The organism is Streptomyces maremycinicus, assembly GCF_001184025.1.
GTDB lineage: Bacteria > Actinomycetota > Actinomycetes > Streptomycetales > Streptomycetaceae > Streptomyces > Streptomyces maremycinicus.
Map to the genome: position 1 here is coordinate 178,837 of NZ_BBYG01000019.1, position 19,531 is coordinate 198,367.

Below are 19,531 nucleotides of genomic sequence, written 5' to 3' on the forward strand. Positions count from 1 at the left end.
AAGTCGTGGTGTGCGGCCGTACGGCACGCAGCACAGGGCACACGGGAGGTGCCGTGAAGGGTGACGGCGCGCTGCGGACAGCAGCGCCGGCGGCGCCGAGGACAGACTGCGGACAGGCTGTGAGCGGCACCGAAGGCACGCTGAAGGCAGCACCGGGGGTCGGCGCCGAGGACGGCGTCGAAGCGATGCGGAACGGAGGCGGACCGAGGAGGCGCGCAGCCGACACACGTCGGCGACGGGTCTGCGTCAGTCGCGGGGCGCGGAGTGTGAACTCATGGCGTGTCCCTCGAAGAAGGGTGTTCGCCCGACCGCCGGCCGGCCCACCGCTCTTTGGCCGACGTCACGCGACACCGCCTCCATTACATGCATCTGACCGTCACCTGTCAACGCCGGAGATCACCCCGCGCTCTCACTCCGTCCGCTCCAGCAGCGCCACCGGCAGCGGCTCGAACAGGTCCGCCACGCGCGCGTGGCCCGTGAACTCCCGCCCGGGGGTCAGCACGTCGGCCCAGGTGCCGGGAGGCAGCGCCAGCCGGGTCTCGCGCCAGCCGCCCGCCTCCGCCAGCCGCAGCGACAGCCGCGTCACGGCCGTCAGCACCCGGCCGGAGCGGGCGAACGCCAGGCAGTGGGCCGCGGCCGGTCCCTCGGCGGGCAGCGGCTCGTACGCCGCCGTGTCCCCGAAGACCTCCGGCCGCCGTCGGCGCAGCCGCAGCGCGGCAGCGGTCACCGCGCCCTTGGCACCGGGGTCCTTCGGCGGGAAGAGCGCCGGGCGCCGGTTGTCCGGGTCCACCAGCGCCCGGTACTCGCTCTCCGTGCCCTGGTACACGTCCGGCACCCCGGGCATGGTCAGATGCACCAGCGCCGTACCGAGCACGTTCGCACGGATGTACGGCTCCAGTGCCTCGCGCAGCGCGGCCACCCGCTCGCCCGGCACCCCGCACGGCCCCGCCGCCACGAACGCGGCCACCGCCTTCTCGTACGCCGGCTCCTGCTCCGTCCAGCTCGTGTACAGCCCCGCCTCGCGAACGTGCTTGAGCAGGGCCTCCTGCACGCGCTCCGGGGCCGCCGGGCCCAGTCCGAAGACCGTCTGCCACGCCGCCCACGCCAGCTGCCCGTCCGGCACGCCCTCCTGCGCCCGGGTCACCTCGGCGAGGACGTCCGCCCAGCGCCGCGGGCACTCGGTGAGCACGGCGAGCGCGGCGCGCACGTCGGCGCTGCGCTTGGTGTCGTGCGTCGACACGACCGTCCCGGTGGCCGGCCAGTCGCGCTGCACGCGCGCGCAGTAGGCGTGGAAGCGGGCCGGGGACACCCCCGGGTCGCCCGGGTCGCCGCCCACCTCGTTCGCCGCGGCCAGCGGCACGTAACGGTAGAACGCCGTGTCCTCCACCGACTTGGCACGCAGCGCGGACGCCGTCTGCGCGAACCGCGCCCGGAAGTCCACCCCGGCCGGCCCCTCCGCGCCGAGCACCAGTTTCCGCACCACGTCGACGGCGCCCGCCTCCTCCGGCACGACGAACGCCTGCCGCGCCTCGGCGGCCGCCTCCTCGGTGACGACGGCGGCCGGGTCGCCCGAGGCGTACGGCCGGTACACCTCCAGGCGCACGAGCAGCTCCTCCAACGCCGTCCGCAGCGCCCAGGGCGCCCGGTCGCGCAGGCCGGGGTCGGCCGACGCGGCGCACACCCGGGACGCCGCCCGCGTCAGCCGCTCCGTCTCGGCCGCCAGCTCGTGCGTGAGCACCTTGTACGCCGCCCGGCGAACCGTGGCCGCCCAGTCGCCGCCCCGGTCCGTCTGCGGGGCCGCGAAGCGCCGGTAGTGGGCCAGCAGCTCTCCGGCGCCCTCGGCGTCCGTGAAGAGGCCGTCGACGTGACGCAGGGCGTCGTAGCCGGTGGTGCCGGCCACGGGCCAGGAGTCCGGCAGCCGCTCCCCGTCGGCCAGGATCTTCTCGACGACCGTCCAGCGGCCGCCGCTCGCCGTGTGCAGCCGCGCCAGGTAGGCGTCGGGGTCGGCGAGGCCGTCCGGGTGGTCCACGCGCAGCCCGTCGACGACGCCCTCGTGCAGCAGCCGCAGGATCGTGCCGTGGGTGGCCTCGAACACCTCCGGGTCCTCCACCCGCACCCCGATGAGCTCGGAGATGCTGAAGAAGCGCCGGTAGTTCAGCTCGGTGCGGGCCAGCCGCCACCACACCGGCCGGTACCACTGGGCGTCCAGGAGCTGCGGCAGCGGCAGCCCCTCGGTGCCCTCGCGCAGCGGGAGCACGTGGTCGTGGTAGCGCAGTACGTCGCCGTCCACCCGCAGCCGGGCCAGCTCCGACCCTAGGGGGCCGCCGAGCACCGGGAGCAGCACCTGGCCGCCCTGCGCCTCCCAGTCGATGTCGAACCAGCGCGCGTACGGCGACGTCGGCCCCTCGCGCAGCACCTCCCACAGGGCGGGGTTGTGACGCGGCGCCATCGCCATGTGGTTCGGCACGATGTCCACCACCAGGCCGAGCCCGTGCTCGCGCGCGGTGTGCGCCAGCGCCCGCAGCCCCTCCTCCCCGCCGAGTTCCGCCCGCACCCGGGTGGGGTCCACGACGTCGTAGCCGTGCGGGGAGCCCGGTACGGCCTCCAGGACGGGGGACAGGTGCAGATGCGAGACGCCGAGCGAGGCCAGGTACGGCACGGCCGCCGTCGCCGCCGGGAACGGGAACTCGGGCTGGAGCTGAAGCCGGTAGGTCGCCGTGGGCGGCACGGGAACGGAGGCGTCACGTCGCTCAGGGGTCATGACAACCTACGTACCCGTCCCGCGGCGTTTCGTGTCACACACCCCGCCGGGCGGGTCGTTCCCGCACCTCCGCACGGCTCGCTCAGGTCGGCCGCTGGAGCACCGTCATGCTCCGGTCGACCAGGGTCAGCCGGGCCCCGGCCTGCACCTTCGGGCCCGCGCCGGGGGCCGGGGCCTCCGGGTTCGCGGTGTCCACGACCACCTGCCACTGGCGCCCGTGGTCGACCGGCACCACGAACTCCATCGGCTTGGCGGAGGCGTTGAACATCAGCAGGAAGGAGTCGTCGATGATCCGTTCGCCGCGCGCCCCCGGCTCGGAGATCGCGTTGCCGTTGAGGAACACCGACAGCGCGGACGCCTGCGCCCGGTCCCAGTCCCTGGGCGCCATCTCCTTGCCCTCGGGAGTGAACCAGGCGATGTCCGACAGCTCGTCGTGCGTGCCCTCCACCGGCCGGCCGTGGAAGAAGCGGCGCCGCCGGAAGACGGGATGCTCCTTGCGCAGCCGCACCAGCGCGCGCGTGAAGTCCAGCAGCTCGCTGCCCTCCTCGGGCCACTGGACCCAGGCCAGCTCGCTGTCCTGGCAGTAGGCGTTGTTGTTGCCCTTCTGGGTGCGCCCGAACTCGTCCCCGTGGCTGATCATGGGCACGCCCTGGGAGAACATCAGCGTGGCGAGGAAGTTGCGCATCTGCCGGGCCCGCAGCTCCAGGACGTCGGGCTCGTCGGTCGCGCCCTCCGCGCCGCAGTTCCAGGACCGGTTGTGGCTCTCGCCGTCCCGGTTGTCCTCCCCGTTGGCCTGGTTGTGCTTGTTGTTGTAGGACACCAGGTCGTGCAGGGTGAAGCCGTCGTGGCAGGTCACGAAGTTGATGGAGGCCAGCGGGCGCCTGCCGTCGTCCTGGTAGAGGTCGGAGGAGCCGGTCAGCCGGGAGGCGAACTCGCCGACCGCGCGCGGCTCGCCCCGCCACACGTCCCGCACGGTGTCGCGGTACTTGCCGTTCCACTCGGTCCACAGCGGGGGGAAGTTCCCCACCTGGTAGCCGCCCTCGCCCACGTCCCACGGCTCCGCGATCAGCTTCACCTGGGAGACCACCGGGTCCTGCTGGACCAGGTCGAAGAACGACGACAGCCGGTCCACCTCGTGGAACTGACGGGCCAGCGTCGCCGCGAGGTCGAAACGGAACCCGTCGACGTGCATCTCCAGCACCCAGTACCGCAGCGAGTCCATGATCATCTGGAGGACGTGCGGGGACCGCATGAGCAGGGAGTTGCCGGTGCCCGTGGTGTCCATGTAGTACCGGGGATCGTCCGTCAGCCGGTAGTACGACTGGTTGTCGATGCCCCGGAAGGACAGCGTCGGGCCCAGGTGGTTGCCCTCGGCGGTGTGGTTGTAGACGACGTCGAGGATGACCTCTATCCCCGCCTCGTGCAGCGCCCGCACCGCCGACTTGAACTCCAGGACCTGCTGACCGCGGTCGCCCCAGGAGGCGTACGCGTTGTGCGGGGCGAAGAAACCGATCGTGTTGTAGCCCCAGTAGTTGTTCAGGCCCATGTCGACCAGCCGGTGGTCGTTGACGAACTGGTGCACCGGCATCAGCTCGAGGGCGGTCACCCCGAGCTCCGTCAGATGCTCGATGATCGCCGGGTGCGCCAGCGCCGCGTAGGTGCCGCGCAGCTCCTCCGGCAGCCCCGGATGGCGCATCGTCAGACCCTTCACATGGGCCTCGTAGATCACCGTGTGGTGGTACTCGGTACGCGGCCTGCGGTCGTCGCCCCAGTCGAAGTAGGGATTGACCACGACCGACGTCATGGTGTGCGGCGCCGAGTCGAGGTCGTTGCGCCGCTCGGGGGCGTCGAAGTGGTAGCCGTACACCTCCTCGCCCCAGCGGACCGCGCCGCTGATCGCCTTCGCGTAGGGGTCGAGCAGCAGCTTCGCCGAGTTGCAGCGCTGCCCGCGCGCGGGATCGTAGGGACCGTGCATCCGGAATCCGTACCGCTGTCCGGGCATGACGCCCGGCAGGTACGCGTGCCGGACGAACGCGTCGCTCTCGCGCAGTTCCACCGCCGTCTCCGAGCCGTCGTCGTGCAGCAGACACAGCTCTACTCGGTCCGCGGCCTCCGTGAAGACCGCGAAGTTCGTGCCGGCGCCGTCGTACGTGGCACCGAGGGGATACGCCTCTCCAGGCCAGACCTGCATGGACACGACTCTTTCAGGTGTCTCGCCCCGCCGGGGGCGCCTTGGACGTCGAGTCTCCAGGAAAGTGACGGAACCACCTGTGACTTACGCCCCTCTTACCCGACGACCAGTGCACAGGACGACAGGTGACCCACGTCCTGTGCCGAACCAGTGGGGCAGACACGTACTCCCGCGCAACAGGGGGAGTAGGGGGAATTTGTGCGCACGACAGTGCGCCGCCACCTGGGCAAGGTGGTGGCGGGTACGGCCATCGCGGTGGCCGCGACAGCCGTGATGGTGGGGATCACCCTGCCGGGCACGGCGGGGGCGGACGACTCAGGAGGCGGCAAGGGCGGACAGAGCACCGGACAGGCGGCCGGACGGCAGCAGGGGCAGCAGGGGGACACGGGGGCGGTTCAGCCCGGTGTCGTCGAGGGGGCGCCCGCCGAGGGCGCCAAGGGCAAGGGCCGCGACCCGCTCACCGACGACGAGATCGCGCGCGTCGAGAGGATCGCGCTCGACCGGCAGCAGTTCGCCGCCAGTGAGGACGTGGACGGCGACCGCGGTCCCCAGCGCCTCGGCGTGGACCTGGCCGAGCCCGCGGCCGGCGAGGTGGACGACCCCGCGGCGCCCCGGCGCGCGGTGGTGTCGTTCTACGACTACAAGGACGACACCCTCGTCACCAAGACCGTCAACCTCGACACCGGCAAGGTCGAGAACACCGGCACCCAGCACGGCGTGCAGCCGCCGCTCAGCGCCGCCGAGCAGAACGAGGCGGCGAGCCTGCTGATCGCCGATCCGCTGGGCGCGGGCCTGAAGGCCGACTTCAAGGACGCCACCGGCAAGGAGCTCGGCTCCCCGGACCAGCTCCAGATCGCCGCCATGATCTACCGGGCGGTGCCGGGCGCCGAACCGGCCGTCCTCGACAAGTGCGGGGAACACCGCTGCGTGCGGCTGCTGCCGAAGGTCAGGAACGGCCCGTGGATCGACGCCCGGTCCCTGGTGATCGACCTCAGCACCCGCAAGGTCGCCCGGCTCACCGGCTGACTCCGCGGCAGGCCCACCTCCACGTCCGTTTCCGACCCGCCTTCCGGAGCGGGAGGCACAGGGAGTCATGTCCTCATGCGTGTTCCGAATCTGATCCGCGGCCTCCGGCCGCAGGCCACCGGCCGGGTCCACAAGGGTGCCGCCGCAGGCCTCTGTGCGGCCGCGCTGGCCGCCGGCACGGCCGCGGGAGCCGGTCCGGCCGCCGCCCAGCCCGTGACGGCCCCCAGGGCGGCCCCCGCGGCGGCCGCCGACTGCTCCGCCGCCTACCGCATCGAACAGAAGCTCGCCACCGGCACGACCTGGCGCATGTGCTGGCGCTTCGAGGCCAAGTCCGGCCTGGTCCTGGAGAAGATCTCCTACCAGCCGCCCGGCGAGACCAAGCCGATCAGGGTCCTCAACAGCGCCAAGATCGCCCAGATCCACGTGCCGTACGACGACGGCAAGAACGAGTACAACGACATCACCGACTACAACTTCGGCTCGGGCCTGGTCAACATGGCTCCCGCCGAGTGCCCCGGCGGGACCATCAGGACGGTGAAGGTCCCGGAGTCCTTCTCCGACAACCCGAACGTCAAGGGCCTGTGCACCACGACCCGTTCGCGCGGTCACGCCTACCGCATGCAGTCCGACGGCAACAAGGTCTTCCAGGCCCAGGGCAAGGACCTGCTGATCTACACCGTCAACAAGGTCGGCTGGTACGAGTACATCACCGAGTGGCGCTTCTCCGACGACGGTGCGATCAACATGAACGTCGGCGCCACCGGCAGCCTCTCGCCCTTCGACTACGACGCCGGCGACGGCCGCGGCTGGCCGATAGGCAAGGGCGCCAAGTCCTATGCCACCAGCCACAGCCACAACGTCTTCTGGCGGCTGGACTTCGGCCTCGACGGCTCCTCGGCCACCAAGGTGGAGCAGTTCGACTCGGTGGTCAGCCCGCCCGCGGGCGGCCAGCAGGGACCGACGGCCAAGACCACCAGCACGCCCGTCACCAAGGAACTCGCGGGCGACGCCCAGAACATGCGCTGGTGGCGGATGGTCAGCGCGACCGGCAAGAACAAGGACGGCCACGCCCGCTCCTACGAACTCGTCCCCGGTGCCACCACCAAGTACTCCGGGCGCAGGTTCACCCAGCACGACGTCTACTTCACGCAGTACAACCAGTGCGAGCAGTACGCCAGCAACAACGTCCGCGACTGCGGCAGCCCGCTGCACGGCACCTCCGTCGACAAGTGGGTCAACGGACAGACCCTCACTCACCCCGTGACCTGGGTGAACGTGGGCTTCCACCACATCGCCCGGGACGAGGACCAGCAGCCCATGCCGGTCCACTGGCAGGGTTTCTCGCTCGCCCCCAGGGACGTCACCGCTATGAATCCGCTCACTCCGTCCGCTCTCGCGGGACAGAACGGACAGACGAACAGCGGTAGTTGAGAAACGACCTGTCCATCCGGCTGCACCGCCCGCCGTACCCGGAGTACCCTTCCTTGATCGTTGGGACGGGGATGCTCGGGGGAGCGGAAGGCGGTGCGCGGGTGGGCTCGGGAGGGCTGGAGCTGCCCCCTGGTGACGAGGGTCGCGAGGGGGGCTCCGCAGACGCCCCGCCGGGCACGGTGTCGCTGGCCCGGCCGATGGAGACGAACGCCATCGGGCCGGAGCTGGACTGGGACGCCGAGTCATGGCGCGAGGTACGCACCCGCGCCCAGCGGGCCGGCCGGGCGTACATCTGGCTGAACCTCGTAGAACAGCGGCTGCGCGCCGTGGTGGCCGCCGTGCTGCGGCCCATCTACGAACCCGTCCACGGCGACGAGTGGGTGGTCGCCGCGGCCGGGCCCGCCGGCCAGGAGTGGGTGCAGCGCGCGGTCGCCGTACGCGAAGTCAGCCGCCGCAAGGGCTACTTGCTGGACCCGGCCGACGACAACGTCATCTCCTTCCTCACGCTGCCCCAGCTGCGTGAGCTGATGGTGCAGCACTGGCCGTGCTTCGAGCCGTACTTCGACGACCGCAGGGACGTCGAACTCGCCCTGGACGAGCTGGAGGTGACCCGCAACGTCGTCTCCCGCAACCGGGCGCTGTCCGAAGCCGTCCTCGGCCAGGCCGAGCGGGCCTCCGCACGCCTGCTGGAGATGCTCGGCACCAGCGGCGACGTGCCCTCGGCGCGCAGGCTGCGCGTCGACGCCGTCGAGGACCTCGTGGGCGACCGGTACGCGGACGTGGTCGCCGTCCACTCCGACCGGGTGCGGCTGCTGCGCCGGTTCCCCGCCGAGGACATCTTCGACGGCGCCCGCCGCCTCGACGCCATCGGCATCGGCCTGAACCTTCTCGTGCAGAACTTCTCCGGCCGCCGCCTGGTCCGTCTCGCCGAGGCCGGGGCCAGGGTCCGGCTGCTGTTCCTCAACCCTGCCTCCAGCGCGGTCAAGCGCCGCGAGCGCGAACTCGGGATGAAACGGGGCGAACTGAGCCGCGCGGTCGAGATGAACATCCTGCACATGCGCCGGGTCCGCGCCCGGCTGCGGGACCCGGGCGCCTTCCAGATCCAGGTCTACGACGAGACGCCCCGCTTCACCGCCTACCTGGTCGACGGCGACGGCACCGACGGCATCGCGGTGATCCAGTCCTATCTGCGCCGCATGCGTGGCATGGAGGCGCCGGTGCTGGTGCTGCGCAACGGCAACCGGGTGGTCAGATCGGGCGAGGCGGACGACGGCGGGCTCTTCGCGGCGTACCGCGAGGAGTTCGAGCTGGCCTGGGCGGACTCACGGCCGGTGTCCTGAATCGTCCGTTTCGACCGGAAGGCAAGCGGAACGCGATCCTCTGATTGTCAGTGGTGCGTGCGAGGGTGGAGACCACTGGGGGAAAGCACCACCGAGAAGGGGGGCCACCATGGCCTGGTACCGGGAGCTGCTTGTCGGCTTCGACCTGGAGACGACCGGGACGGACCCGCGCGAGGCGCGCATCGTCACGGGAGCCGTGATCGAGGTCAGGGACGGCCAGGTCCTGGGACACCGCGAATGGCTGGCCGACCCGGGAGTGGAGATCCCGGCGGACGCCGTCGCGGTGCACGGGATCAGCAACGAGCGGGCGACCGGCGAGGGCGCCCCCGCGGACCGGGTCGCGGACGCGATCGCCGACACCCTCGCGGGCTACTGGCGCACCGGCGTCCCGGTCGTCGCCTACAACGCGGCCTTCGACCTGACCCTGCTCTCCGCCGAACTGCTGCGCCACGGTCTGCCCTCGCTGCGCGACCGCCTGGGCGGTCTGGACCCGGCGCCGGTCGTCGACCCGTACACCATCGACCGCTCGGTCGACCGCTACCGGCGCGGCAAGCGCAACCTCGAGGCGGTCTGCGCCGAGTACGGCGTCCGCCTCGACTCCGCGCACGACGCCTCGGCCGACGCCCTCGCGGCGGCCCGCCTCGCCCGGGCGATAGCCGGCCGCCACCCCAAGGTCGCGGCCCTCGGCCCGGCGGAGCTGCACCGCCGCCAGATCGAGTGGTACGCCGAGTGGGCGGCGGACTTCCAGAGCTTCCTGCGCCGCAAGGGGGAGGCGGACGCGGTGATCGACGGCGCCTGGCCGGTGCGGGAGCCGGCGGAGAAGACCGTCTGACGCTCCCCACACCCCGAGCCGGCCGACCTCACCGACCGCCGGACGGGGGCCTGTCGGACCGGTAGCTGTCGGACGCGGGCCTGTCGGACGCGGGCCTTTCGGACGGGGAGCCGTCGGCTTCCGTCACGCTCCGGGCGGTCGCCCGCCACGCCCGCAGCACCCTGATCAGAACGGATACCATCGCACCGCCTCGTCGCCGTTCCGCAGCGAGGCCACCCGGCGCCGGAACTCCGCCAGCGCCTTGGGGTCGGTGGGCGCGTGCTGGGCGACCCAGGCGCAGCTCGCGGTCTCGCGGGCGCCCCGCAGGACCGTGCACCCCGGCCACTCCCGCACGTCCCAGCCGTAGGTGTCGGTGAAGGCGTCGTAGGCCTCGGCGGGCAGCCCGTACCGGTCGCGGGAGAGCGCCATGACCACCAGGTCGTGCTCGCGCAGATCGGCGGAGACGGTCTCCAGGTCGACCAGGACCGGCCCGTCGGGCCCGATGTGCACATTGCGGGGGAGCGCGTCGCCGTGGATCGGGCCGGGCGGCAGGTGCGGGGTGAGGGCGGCGGCGGCCGCGGCGAAGCCGTCCCGGCGCTCGCGCAGATACGCCGCGTCCGCCGGGTCGATCGCGTCGCCCGCGAGCCGCAGCCAGCGTTCGACGCCCGACAGCAGATCGCGGGCGGGCAGGCCGAAGCCGGGGGCGGGCAGGGCGTGCACCAGACGCAGCAGTTCGGCCAGATCCCGTGGCTCCGCGGGCCGCAAGGGCTCGGGCAGCCGGTGCCACAGGGTGACCGGGTGGCCCTCGACGAGCAGCGGCTCCGGCTCGGCGGCCCGCACCGCGGGGACGCCCGCCCCCGCCAGCCAGGCCGCGACGCCCAGCTCGCGCCGGGCCCGGCCGAGCAGTTCGGCGTCCCGGCCCACCTTGACCACCAGGTCACCGGCGGCGAACACCGCGTTCTCGCCCAGGGCGAGGAGCCGTGCCTCCGCCGCCGGGCCGGGCAGTACCTCCGCCGCGGCGAGTACGTCCCGCGCCCGTGCCTCGTCCATCGTCCGCCTCCGTGGGGTTCGGCCGCCCGACCGCGCCGGACGGGTCGTGATCCGGCCATTCGACGGTCAGTGTCGCATTCGCGCAGATCGGACCGTGCGCACGGTCCCTTGACGGGGTACCGCACCTTCACGACCATGGCGGGGCCCGTCACAGCCGCGGGAAGGGGGCCGATCCGGTGTCGTTGGCGACCGAGAAGAGACGGACCGCGCGTCGCGCGTCCGGCACCGGCCCGCCGCGCGGCACCGCGCGCCACGGCGCGTTGTTCCTGGTCCTCCCCGCCCTGATCCCCATCCTGGTGCTGAGCGTCGGCCCGCTGCTGTACGGGATCCTGCTGGCGTTCACCGACGCCCAGTCGGGTCGCACCACGCCCACCCGGTGGATCGGGGTCCTCAACTTCTCCGACCTGCTGCACGACACGCTGTTCTGGGAGTCGTTCCGGATCGGCCTGGTCTGGGCGGTCGGCGTGACCGTCCCGCAGTTCCTGCTCGCCCTCGGCCTCGCCCTGCTCCTCGACCAGGACCTGCGGCTGCGCTGGCTGGCCCGCGCCCTCGCGATCATCCCCTGGGCGATGCCCGAGGTCGTGGTCGGTGTCATGTGGCGGCTCGTCTACAACCCGGACGCCGGCATCCTCAACGAGACCGTGCGCGACCTGGGCCTGGGCGACGGGCGGGACTGGCTCGGCGCGACGGCGACCGCCCTGCCCGCGGTGATCGTCGTCGGCGTGTGGGCGGGCATGCCGCAGACGACGGTCGCCCTGCTCGCCGGCCTCCAGAACACCCCGAGGGAACTGCACGAGGCGGCCGCGGTGGACGGCGCGGGCGCCTGGCGCCGTTTCCGCACGGTCACCTGGCCCGCCCTGCGGCCCATCGCCCTCGCCATCACGGCCCTCAACCTCATCTGGAACTTCAACTCCTTCGCCCTGGTCTACGTGCTGACCAACGGCGGACCCGGCGGCCGCACCCGGCTCCCCATGCTCTTCGCCTACGAAGAGGCCTTCCGCTACGGCCAGTTCGGCTACGCGGCGGCGATGGGCTGTGTGATGGTCGCGGTGATCTCCGTGATGCTGGCCCTGTTCCTGGTGGGCCGGATCAGGGGAGGTGACGACGCGTGAGGACCCGTCCGGCGGCCCGGGCGGGCCAGTACGCGGCCCTGCTCGGCTACCTCCTCTTCCTCGCCTTCCCCTTCCTCTGGCTGCTCTCGGTCGCGTTCAAGCCCGCCCGCGAACTGGGCAGCCTGCACCCCACCTGGGTCCCGGAACATCCCACGCTCGCCAACTTCCGCCAGGCCTTCGACGAACAGCCCCTGCTGCACGCCGCGTTCAACTCACTGCTCGCCGCGGTCGCCGCCGCCCTGATCGCCGTAGTCCTCGCCACACCGATGGCGTACGTCATGGCACGGCAGCGCACCCGGCTCGCGCGGGCCGCCTCCGGCTGGGTGGTGGTCAGCCAGGCCTTCCCGTTCGTGCTCGTGATCATCCCGCTGTTCCTGGTGCTGAAGAACCTGCGGCTGATCGACTCCGTCCCGGGGCTCGTGATGGTGTACGTGGTGTGGGCGCTGCCCTTCGCGCTGTGGATGCTCGTCGGATACGTCCGGGCCGTCCCCGTCGAACTGGAGGAGGCGGCCGCGATCGACGGCGCCGGGCGGCTGCGGACGCTGGTCTCGGTGACGGCTCCGCTGCTCGCCCCCGGGATCGTGGCGACGGGGCTGTTCGCGTTCATCACGGCGTGGAACGAGTTCTTCTTCGCGCTGGTCCTGCTGAAGACCCCGGAGAAACAGACCCTGCCGGTCGTCCTGACCCACTTCATCGGCACCGAGGGCGTCGCCGACCTGGGTCCCCTGGCCGCGGCCGCCTTCCTCGCCACCCTGCCCTCACTGGCCGTCTTCGCGATCGTCCAGCGCCGGATCACGGGCGGCATGCTCGCCGGGGCGGTGAAGAGCTGATGCGCGCCGGAGCGCTGGTCGTGGCCGTTCTGCTGCTCCTCGCGGGCTGCACCGCGGACAGCGGGGACGACGAAGGACCCGTCACCCTCCGCTTCCAGTCCCTCGCCTGGCAGGAGGAGTCCGTCCAGGCCAACAAGGACCTGGTGAAGGAGTGGAACGCCACCCACACCGACGTCAAGGTCGAGTACGTCCAGGGGAGTTGGTCGGGCGTCCACGACCAGCTGCTCACCTCCTTCGAGGGTGGCGAGGCCCCCGACATCATCCACGACGCCTCCGACGACCTCGCCGACTTCGCCTACGGCGGCTACCTCGCCGACCTGACCGGTCTGCTGCCCGCCCGCCTCACCTCGGACATCCCGCGGCGCAGCTGGGAGACGACGACCTTCGGCGACGGCGTCTACGGCGTGCCGTTCCTCCAGGAACCCCGTGTCCTCGTGGCGAACGCGACCTGGCTGAGGCGTTCCGGCGTACGGATCCCGACCCCCGAACACCCCTGGAGCTGGGCGGAGTTCCGGCAGATCACCGAGCGGCTCAGCGGCGACGGCAGGTACGGGGTGGCCTGGCCGCTGAAGGAGCCCGTCTCCGCCACCCTCAACCTCTCGCTGTCGGCCGGCGGACAGCTGTTCCACCGGGGGGCCGACGGAAAGGTCACCGTCCGCTTCGAGGCCGGCGACGAGGTCGTGCCGCGCACCGTCCACGACCAGGTCGGCACCGACCGCAGCGCCTCACCCACGACTCTGGGCAGCGGCGGCTCGGACACCCTGCCGGGATTCTTCGGCGGCCGGTACGCGATGGTCCCGCTCGGCTTCTCCTACCGCCAGCAGATCGTGCAGCAGGCGCCCGAGGGGTTCGACTGGCAGGTGCTGCCGGCTCCGGCGGGCGCCGACGGGCTCGCCCAGGGGGTCAGCCCGCAGACGCTGTCCGTGGCCGAGGACAGCCCGCACAAGAGGGAGGCGGTCTCGTTCATCGACTTCCTGCTCCGGCCGGCGAACATGGTGCGGCTCGCGCTGGGCGACTGGATGCTGCCGACCGGCACACAGGCCCTCGCCGATCCCGCCCTGCACACCACGAAGGACGACTGGGCGACCGGCACCGCGCTCGCCGAGCACCTGCGCCCGGCGCCCGCCCAGTCCGTGCGGGGCTATGCCGAGTGGAAGGACAAGGTCGCCACCCCCGCGTTCCAGGAGTACTACAGCGGGGCGATCGGACTCGGTGAACTGCGCGAGCGGCTCGAGAAGGACGGCAACCTGGTGCTGGCGCGCTACCAGCGGTGAACGGTCCCCGCGTATTGAAGTTGCACGAGACGTCTCGTCTCGCTTACGGTCGACGGTATGACCAGTCGCCCAGCCCATGTCGCCATGTTCTCCATCGCCGCCCACGGCCACGTGAACCCGAGCCTCGAGGTGATCCGCGAACTCGTCGCGCGCGGGCACCGGGTCACGTACGCGATTCCGCCCGTCTTCGCCGAGAAGGTCGCCGGTACCGGCGCCGAGGTCAAGCCATGGCAATCGACACTTCCCGCACCCGACGACGACCCCTCCGCGTGGGGCAGCACCCTCCTCGACAACGTCGAGCCCTTCCTCGCCGACGCGATCCAGGCCCTGCCCCGGCTGATCGAGGCGTACGACGGGGACGAGCCGGACCTGGTGCTGCACGACATCACCGCCTACCCGGCCCGCGTCCTCGCCCACCGCTGGGGCGTACCGGCGATCTCCCTCTCGCCCAATCTGGTGGCCTGGGAGGGCTATGAGGAGGAGGTCGCCGAACCGATGTGGGCGCAGCCGCGGGAAACGGAGCGCGGAAAGGCCTACTACGCGCGCTTCCACGCCTGGCTGGAGGAGAACGGGATCACCGAGCACCCCGATTCGTTCGTCGGCCGCCCGGCCCGCTCCCTCGTGCTGATCCCCAAGGCGCTCCAGCCGCACGCCGACCGGGTCGACGAGAGCGTCTACACGTTCGTCGGCGCCTGCCAGGGCGATCGTGCCGCCGAGGGGGAGTGGACGCGCCCCGCCAAGGCGGAGAAGGTCGTCCTCGTCTCGCTGGGCTCGGCCTTCACCGACCGGCCGGACTTCTACCGGGAGTGCGTGCGCGCCTTCGGTGAGCTGCCCGGCTGGCACCTCGTGCTCCAGATCGGCCGGCACGTCGACCCCGCCGCGCTGGGCACCGTACCCGGAAACGTCGAGGTATGTTCCTGGGTGCCGCAGCTGACGGTCCTGAAGCAGGCCGATCTGTTCGTCACGCACGCCGGCGCGGGCGGCAGCCAGGAAGGGCTGGCCACGGCCACACCGATGATCGCCGTACCGCAGGCCGTCGACCAGTTCGGCAACGCCGACATGCTCGTGGGGCTCGGCGTGGCCCGTCGGCTCGACCCGCCCGAGGCGACGGCCGCGACCCTGCGGGAGGCGGCCCTCGCGCTCGTCGACGACCCGGAGGTCGCCCGGCGGCTCGAGGCGCTCCGGGCGGAGATGGCCGAGGAGGGCGGCACCCGCCGGGCGGTGGAACTCATCGAGGCCGAACTGCTGAGGACGCGGTCCTGAAACAGCCACGAGTGAGGGCCCGTTGACTCCCTCGGTAGGTCAACGGGCCCTCGGTACGCATGACTTCAGCGGAAGCCGAGCGGCGTCAGACCCGCAGCGGCTCGCCCTCGTCGTCCCGCGTGACCTGCGCGACCGCCTCGGGCGACTCGTCGTGCGTCAGGTCGGGCAGCCAGTCCAGCCACTTCGGCAGGTACCAGTTGCGCTCGCCCAGCAGGGCCATCACGGCCGGGAGCAGCACACCGCGGATGATCGTCGCGTCGATCAGCACCGCGGCCGCCAGGCCCACGCCCATCTGCTTCATGGACTGCATGGACAGCGTTCCGAAGATCGCGAACACGGCGACCATGATGACCGCGGCGCTGGTGACGACGCCGGCCGTGGTGACCACCCCGTGCTTGATGGCCTCGTTCGTCGACCGGCCCCGCATCCGCGCCTCACGGATCCGCGAGACGACGAACACGTGGTAGTCCATCGACAGGCCGAACAGGATCACGAAGAGGAACAGCGGCAGCCAGGTCACGATGGCGCCGACGCCCTCCGCCCCCACCAGCGACGCGCCCCAGCCGTGCTGGAAGACGGCGACCAGGATGCCGTAAGCGGCGCCCACCGACAGCAGGTTGAGCACGATCGAGGTGACCGCGACCGTCAGCGACCGGAACGACAGCAGCATCAGCAGGAAGGCGAAGACCACGACGAAGGCGAACACCGGGGCGACGGCGCCGCCCAGTTGGTCGTTGAAGTCCTTCGAACCGGCCACCTGTCCGGTGATCGGCGCCTGGAGGCCGTCGACCTTGCCCAGCGTCGCGGGGCGCACCTCGTCGCGCAGCTTGTCGAGGCTCGCGCCCGCCTTGTCCAGGTCGGAGCCGCCGACCAGCGGAACGTACACGTAGGCGATGTTCTGCGCGTCGTGCAGCTTGATCTCGACCGGACCGCGGGAGGCACCCGAGCTGACCGCCCGCTCCTTGAACTGCGCGAGCGCGGTCTTCACCTCGGCGGCGTTGATGTCGTCCGCCTTGACGATCACCTCGGCCGGTTCGGAGCCGCCCGGGAAGGCGTCGTTGACCCGGTTGTAGGTCTGCACGATCGGCAGCGAGTCGCCGAACTCCTGGTCCAGGGTGAGGTTCTGGGTCTTCATGCCGACCGCCGGAGCCGCGATCGCGAGCAGCGCGCCGGCCGCCACGACCAGTGAGACGGCGGGCTTGGCGAGGACGACCTTGAGCACGGCGCTCCAGAACCGGCTGCCGTCGCCCGCGCGCCCGCCGTTGCCGTTCTTGCGGCGCTTTTCGGGGTGCAGGAACGGGATCCGGCCCTTCTCCACCCGGCGGCCCAGCAGCGACAGCAGTGCGGGCAGCACGGTCACCGAACCGACCATGGCGACCGCGACCACCATCAGGGAGGCCAGGCCCATCGCCTCGAACGTCGCGAGCCCGGTGAACAGCATGCCCGCCATCGCCACGCACACGGTGACGCCGGAGACGATCACGGCCCGGCCACTGGTCGCCGCGGCGATCCTGAGGGCGGTTTCCGGATCACGTCCCGCGGCCCGCTCCTCGCGCTCACGGCGCAGGTAGAACAGGCAGTAGTCGACGCCGACGGCCAGACCGACCAGCAGCATCACGGAACTCGCGGTGTCGTCCATCGGCTGGAAGTGGCTGACGATGCTCATCAGGCCCATCGTCGCCATGATCGCGGTGACCGCGAGCGCCACCGGCAGCAGCGCCGCCACCAGCGCGCCGAACGCGATCAGCAGAATGCCCAGGGCCACCGGCACCGCGGAGTACTCCGCCTGCTGGAAGTCGTCGCCGAACGCGTCGTCGAACGTCTTCATCATGCTGGCGCCGCCGATCTCCTCGATCCGCACCGAGGAGTGGTCCTGCTGGACGCCCTCGACGGCCTCGAGAACCGGCTCGACCCGCTCGCCCGCGGTGTCGGAGTCGCCGCGCATGTCGAACTGGACGAGCGCGCTGCGGCCGTCCTCGGAGATCGTGTCCGAGTCGTACGGGGAGGTCACGTCGGTGACCTTGCCGGTCTTGTCCACGGCCGAGACGACCGCGGCGACGGCGGCCTTGAACTCCGGGTCCGTGGCCTTGACGGAGCCGTCCTTCGACTGGATGAGGACCGTCTCGCTGGCCGGTTCCTCGATGCCGGCGTCCTCGATGATGCGGGCGGCCGTGTGGGTCTCGCCGCTGAGCTGGTCGCTCTCCTTGACCTCGACCGTGCCCGCCGCCGAGCCGATCCCCATGGCCAGGACGACGAACAGCACCCAGATCCCCACGGCGGCCCATCGGTGCCGGGCGCTCCAGCCGCCTGCCCGCGCGGCGATGCCCCGCACCCGTATATCTCCGTTCCCCATGACGGGCCTGCCCTCTTGTGATGCGGTGGAAGCCCCCTGCCGCCACCTTTCGATTCGAAGGTATGGCCTGGATAAAGCCATCTCGTCGTGCCTCCCGGTGAGGTCCCGGACCCTCGACTCCTCCCGTCGGACCGCGTGGTCTCACCGCTGGGGAGGACAGAGGGCCCCTACATCTATCCGGGGATCTAGGGGATGACGATCAGGGTGCGGGCACGGACCTTTCGACGCCGGAGGTCGGAACGATGATTACGAAAGTTTGTTGAAGAAGTCACAGGCCTGTGGAGATGTCCGGCAGGTGTTGCTCCGCGTCCCGCGGATCGGCCAGAGTTTCGCCCGGAGCGCCACCTCGGCCGCGGCCGTCGTGCCCACCCCCACGGGGCACGACGGCCGCCTAAGGTGAGCGGATGACGACGACGTACGCGGCCCTGCTGCGCGGCATCAACGTGGGCGGCAGCAGGAAGGTCCCGATGGCCGAACTGCGCACCCTGCTGGAGGGGCTCGGCCTCGGGGACGTCCGAACCCACCTCCAGAGCGGCCAGGCCGTCTTCTCCGGCGCGCACGGCGACGAGGAGAGCCTCGCCGCCGAGCTCACGGCGGCGATCGAGAAGCACTTCGGCTTCGCCGTGGGCGTGATCGTGCGCGACCACGCCTATCTGAAGGCGGTCGCCGACGCCTGCCCGTTCCCGGCCGCCGAGCTGGAGGCCAAGCAACTCCACCTCACGTACTTCTCCACCGCCGTCGACGCGGAGCGCTACGCCGGGATCGACCAGGCGGCCTTCCTCCCCGAGGAGTTCCGCCTCGGCGACCGTGCGCTGTACCTGTACGCCCCGCAGGGCCTCGGCCGGTCCAAGCTCGCCGAGCAACTGTCCAGGCCCCGGCTGAACAAGGGGCTCATCGCCACCACCCGGAACTGGAACACCGTCGTCAAACTGGTGGAGTTGACGCGAGCGTGACCGTGCGCGGGCCGTCGGCCTCGCCGGACCGGCGCCCCCGCTTCTGACGGCGCTCACGCACGGCTGTGCGAGGCTCGTCCCATGCGCTACATCATCATCGGGGCAGGGGCGATCGGCGGCACGGTCGGCGGACGGCTGGCGGAGGCCGGGCACGAGGTCGTGCTGGTCGCGCGCGGCGCGCACCGGGCGGCGCTCACCGAGGGCGGACTGCGGCTCAGGGTTCCGCAGGGCGAGCTGACGTACCGGCTGCCCGTCGTCGGCGGACCGGACGAACTCGGCACGCTGCGCGCCGACGACGTGCTCTTCCTCGCCGTCAAGACCCAGGACGCCGAAGCGGCCCTCCAGGTCTGGCGCCCGGCCTCGGTCGAGGGCGGCGGCACGGCAGGGGAGCGACTGCCCCTGATCTGCGCGCAGAACGGCGTGGAGAGCCCGCGCCTCGCCCTGCGCCGCTTCCGGCACGTCTACGGCGTCTGCGTCTGGCTGCCCGCCACCCATGTCGAACCGGGTGCCGTCTCCGCGGCCGGCACCCCGCTCACCGGCATCCTTCATCTCGGCCGGTACCCGCACGGCACCGACGACACGATCCGCGCGGTCGCCGCCGACCTGGAGAAGGCGTACTTCGAGGCGCCGGTCGTGCCCGACGTCTCCCGCTGGCAGTACGCGAAGCTCTTGTCCAACCTCGGAAACGCCCTGGAGGCGGTGAGCGGCCCGGTGGACGGCCCCGAGGCGGAGGCCCTGTACGCGAGGGTGCGGGCCGAGGGCGAGACCGTACTGCGCGCCGCCGGTATCGCGTGGGCGAGCACCGAGGAGCAGCAGGCCCTGCGCGGCGACAAGGTCACGCTCGTCCCGCTCGACGGTGTCTCCCGCGGCGGCGGTTCCTCCTGGCAGTCGCTCAGCCGCGGTGTCGGCACCATCGAGGCCGACCACCTCAACGGCGAGATCGCCCTCCTCGGCCGTCTGCACGGCGTACCGACCCCGCTGAACGAACTGCTCCAGCGGCTGGCCGACGAGTTCGCCCGGGAACACCGCGAACCCGGTTCCCTGCCGTTGCCGGAGCTGATCCGACTGGCCGCCGACCGGGTGGCGGACCGCGACACCGGCCGGTCCCCCGGATCGGACTGACGGCGCTGTCGCGT

13 protein-coding genes and 1 pseudogene are annotated in these 19,531 nt (G+C 71.8%); 10 read left to right on the plus strand and 4 right to left on the minus strand.

Features of this window, described 5'->3' with window-relative positions:
* Positions 1-409 precede the first annotated feature (409 nt).
* Positions 410-2,761 carry a malto-oligosyltrehalose synthase gene (gene treY, locus AOQ37_RS29740; protein WP_062648758.1) on the minus strand — a complete coding sequence of 784 codons (2,352 nt, stop codon included), beginning with the start codon at positions 2,759-2,761 and terminating at the stop codon, positions 410-412.
* Positions 2,762-2,843: 82 nt separating this feature from the next.
* Complete coding sequence (gene glgX, locus AOQ37_RS29745) at positions 2,844-4,952, minus strand: glycogen debranching protein GlgX (protein WP_062648760.1); 2,109 nt, start codon at positions 4,950-4,952, stop codon at positions 2,844-2,846.
* Between the two features lie 198 nt (positions 4,953-5,150).
* Between glgX and AOQ37_RS29750 the strand changes: the two genes are divergently transcribed.
* From AOQ37_RS29750 to AOQ37_RS29765, 4 genes are all read left to right on the plus strand, one after another.
* Positions 5,151-5,978, plus strand: coding sequence for a hypothetical protein (locus AOQ37_RS29750; protein ID WP_062648762.1), 828 nt, complete (start codon positions 5,151-5,153; stop codon positions 5,976-5,978).
* A gap of 75 nt (positions 5,979-6,053) precedes the next feature.
* Complete coding sequence (locus tag AOQ37_RS29755) at positions 6,054-7,409, plus strand: copper amine oxidase (protein WP_078890412.1); 1,356 nt, start codon at positions 6,054-6,056, stop codon at positions 7,407-7,409.
* 71 nt (positions 7,410-7,480) lie between these two features.
* Entirely contained in the window at positions 7,481-8,749 is a 1,269-nt protein-coding gene (locus AOQ37_RS29760; RefSeq protein ID WP_078890413.1) for a DUF5919 domain-containing protein, read from the plus strand.
* Positions 8,750-8,858: 109 nt separating this feature from the next.
* Positions 8,859-9,581, plus strand: a complete 723-nt coding sequence (locus AOQ37_RS29765; protein ID WP_062648764.1) for a 3'-5' exonuclease — start codon at positions 8,859-8,861, stop codon at positions 9,579-9,581.
* Between the two features lie 165 nt (positions 9,582-9,746).
* Here AOQ37_RS29765 and AOQ37_RS29770 read toward each other — a convergent pair whose 3' ends face one another.
* Complete coding sequence (locus AOQ37_RS29770; RefSeq protein WP_062648766.1) at positions 9,747-10,610, minus strand: phosphotransferase enzyme family protein; 864 nt, start codon at positions 10,608-10,610, stop codon at positions 9,747-9,749.
* Positions 10,611-10,786: 176 nt separating this feature from the next.
* Here AOQ37_RS29770 and AOQ37_RS29775 point away from each other — a divergent pair, with 176 nt between their 5' ends.
* The 4 genes and pseudogenes from AOQ37_RS29775 (at position 10,787) to mgt (ending at position 15,089) form a co-directional block, all read left to right on the plus strand.
* The gene (locus AOQ37_RS29775; RefSeq protein ID WP_062648768.1) at positions 10,787-11,722 is read left to right on the plus strand and encodes a carbohydrate ABC transporter permease; all 936 of its coding nucleotides are present in this window, start codon (positions 10,787-10,789) and stop codon (positions 11,720-11,722) included.
* The gene (locus AOQ37_RS29780) at positions 11,719-12,552 is read left to right on the plus strand and encodes a carbohydrate ABC transporter permease (RefSeq protein WP_062648770.1); all 834 of its coding nucleotides are present in this window, start codon (positions 11,719-11,721) and stop codon (positions 12,550-12,552) included. Before AOQ37_RS29775 ends, AOQ37_RS29780 begins: the two co-directional genes overlap by 4 nt.
* Positions 12,552-13,826 carry an ABC transporter substrate-binding protein gene (locus AOQ37_RS29785; RefSeq protein WP_062648772.1) on the plus strand — a complete coding sequence of 425 codons (1,275 nt, stop codon included), beginning with the start codon at positions 12,552-12,554 and terminating at the stop codon, positions 13,824-13,826. The genes AOQ37_RS29780 and AOQ37_RS29785 overlap by 1 nt, the downstream gene beginning before the upstream one ends.
* A gap of 14 nt (positions 13,827-13,840) precedes the next feature.
* Positions 13,841-15,089 (plus strand): annotated as a pseudogene (gene mgt, locus AOQ37_RS29790) (macrolide-inactivating glycosyltransferase).
* An 85-nt stretch (positions 15,090-15,174) separates the two neighbouring features.
* Here the strand turns inward: mgt and AOQ37_RS29795 are convergent.
* Positions 15,175-17,442: an MMPL family transporter gene (locus tag AOQ37_RS29795; protein ID WP_062648776.1), complete on the minus strand. Its 2,268-nt coding sequence runs from the start codon at positions 17,440-17,442 to the stop codon at positions 15,175-15,177.
* Between the two features lie 404 nt (positions 17,443-17,846).
* Here AOQ37_RS29795 and AOQ37_RS29800 point away from each other — a divergent pair, with 404 nt between their 5' ends.
* Together AOQ37_RS29800 and AOQ37_RS29805 are read left to right on the plus strand one after the other, a co-directional pair.
* Positions 17,847-18,395, plus strand: a complete 549-nt coding sequence (locus AOQ37_RS29800; RefSeq protein WP_062648778.1) for a DUF1697 domain-containing protein — start codon at positions 17,847-17,849, stop codon at positions 18,393-18,395.
* Between the two features lie 81 nt (positions 18,396-18,476).
* Positions 18,477-19,517 (plus strand): ketopantoate reductase family protein, encoded by a 1,041-nt coding sequence (locus AOQ37_RS29805; protein ID WP_062648780.1) that lies wholly within the window; start codon positions 18,477-18,479, stop codon positions 19,515-19,517.
* Positions 19,518-19,531: the final 14 nt, after the last annotated feature.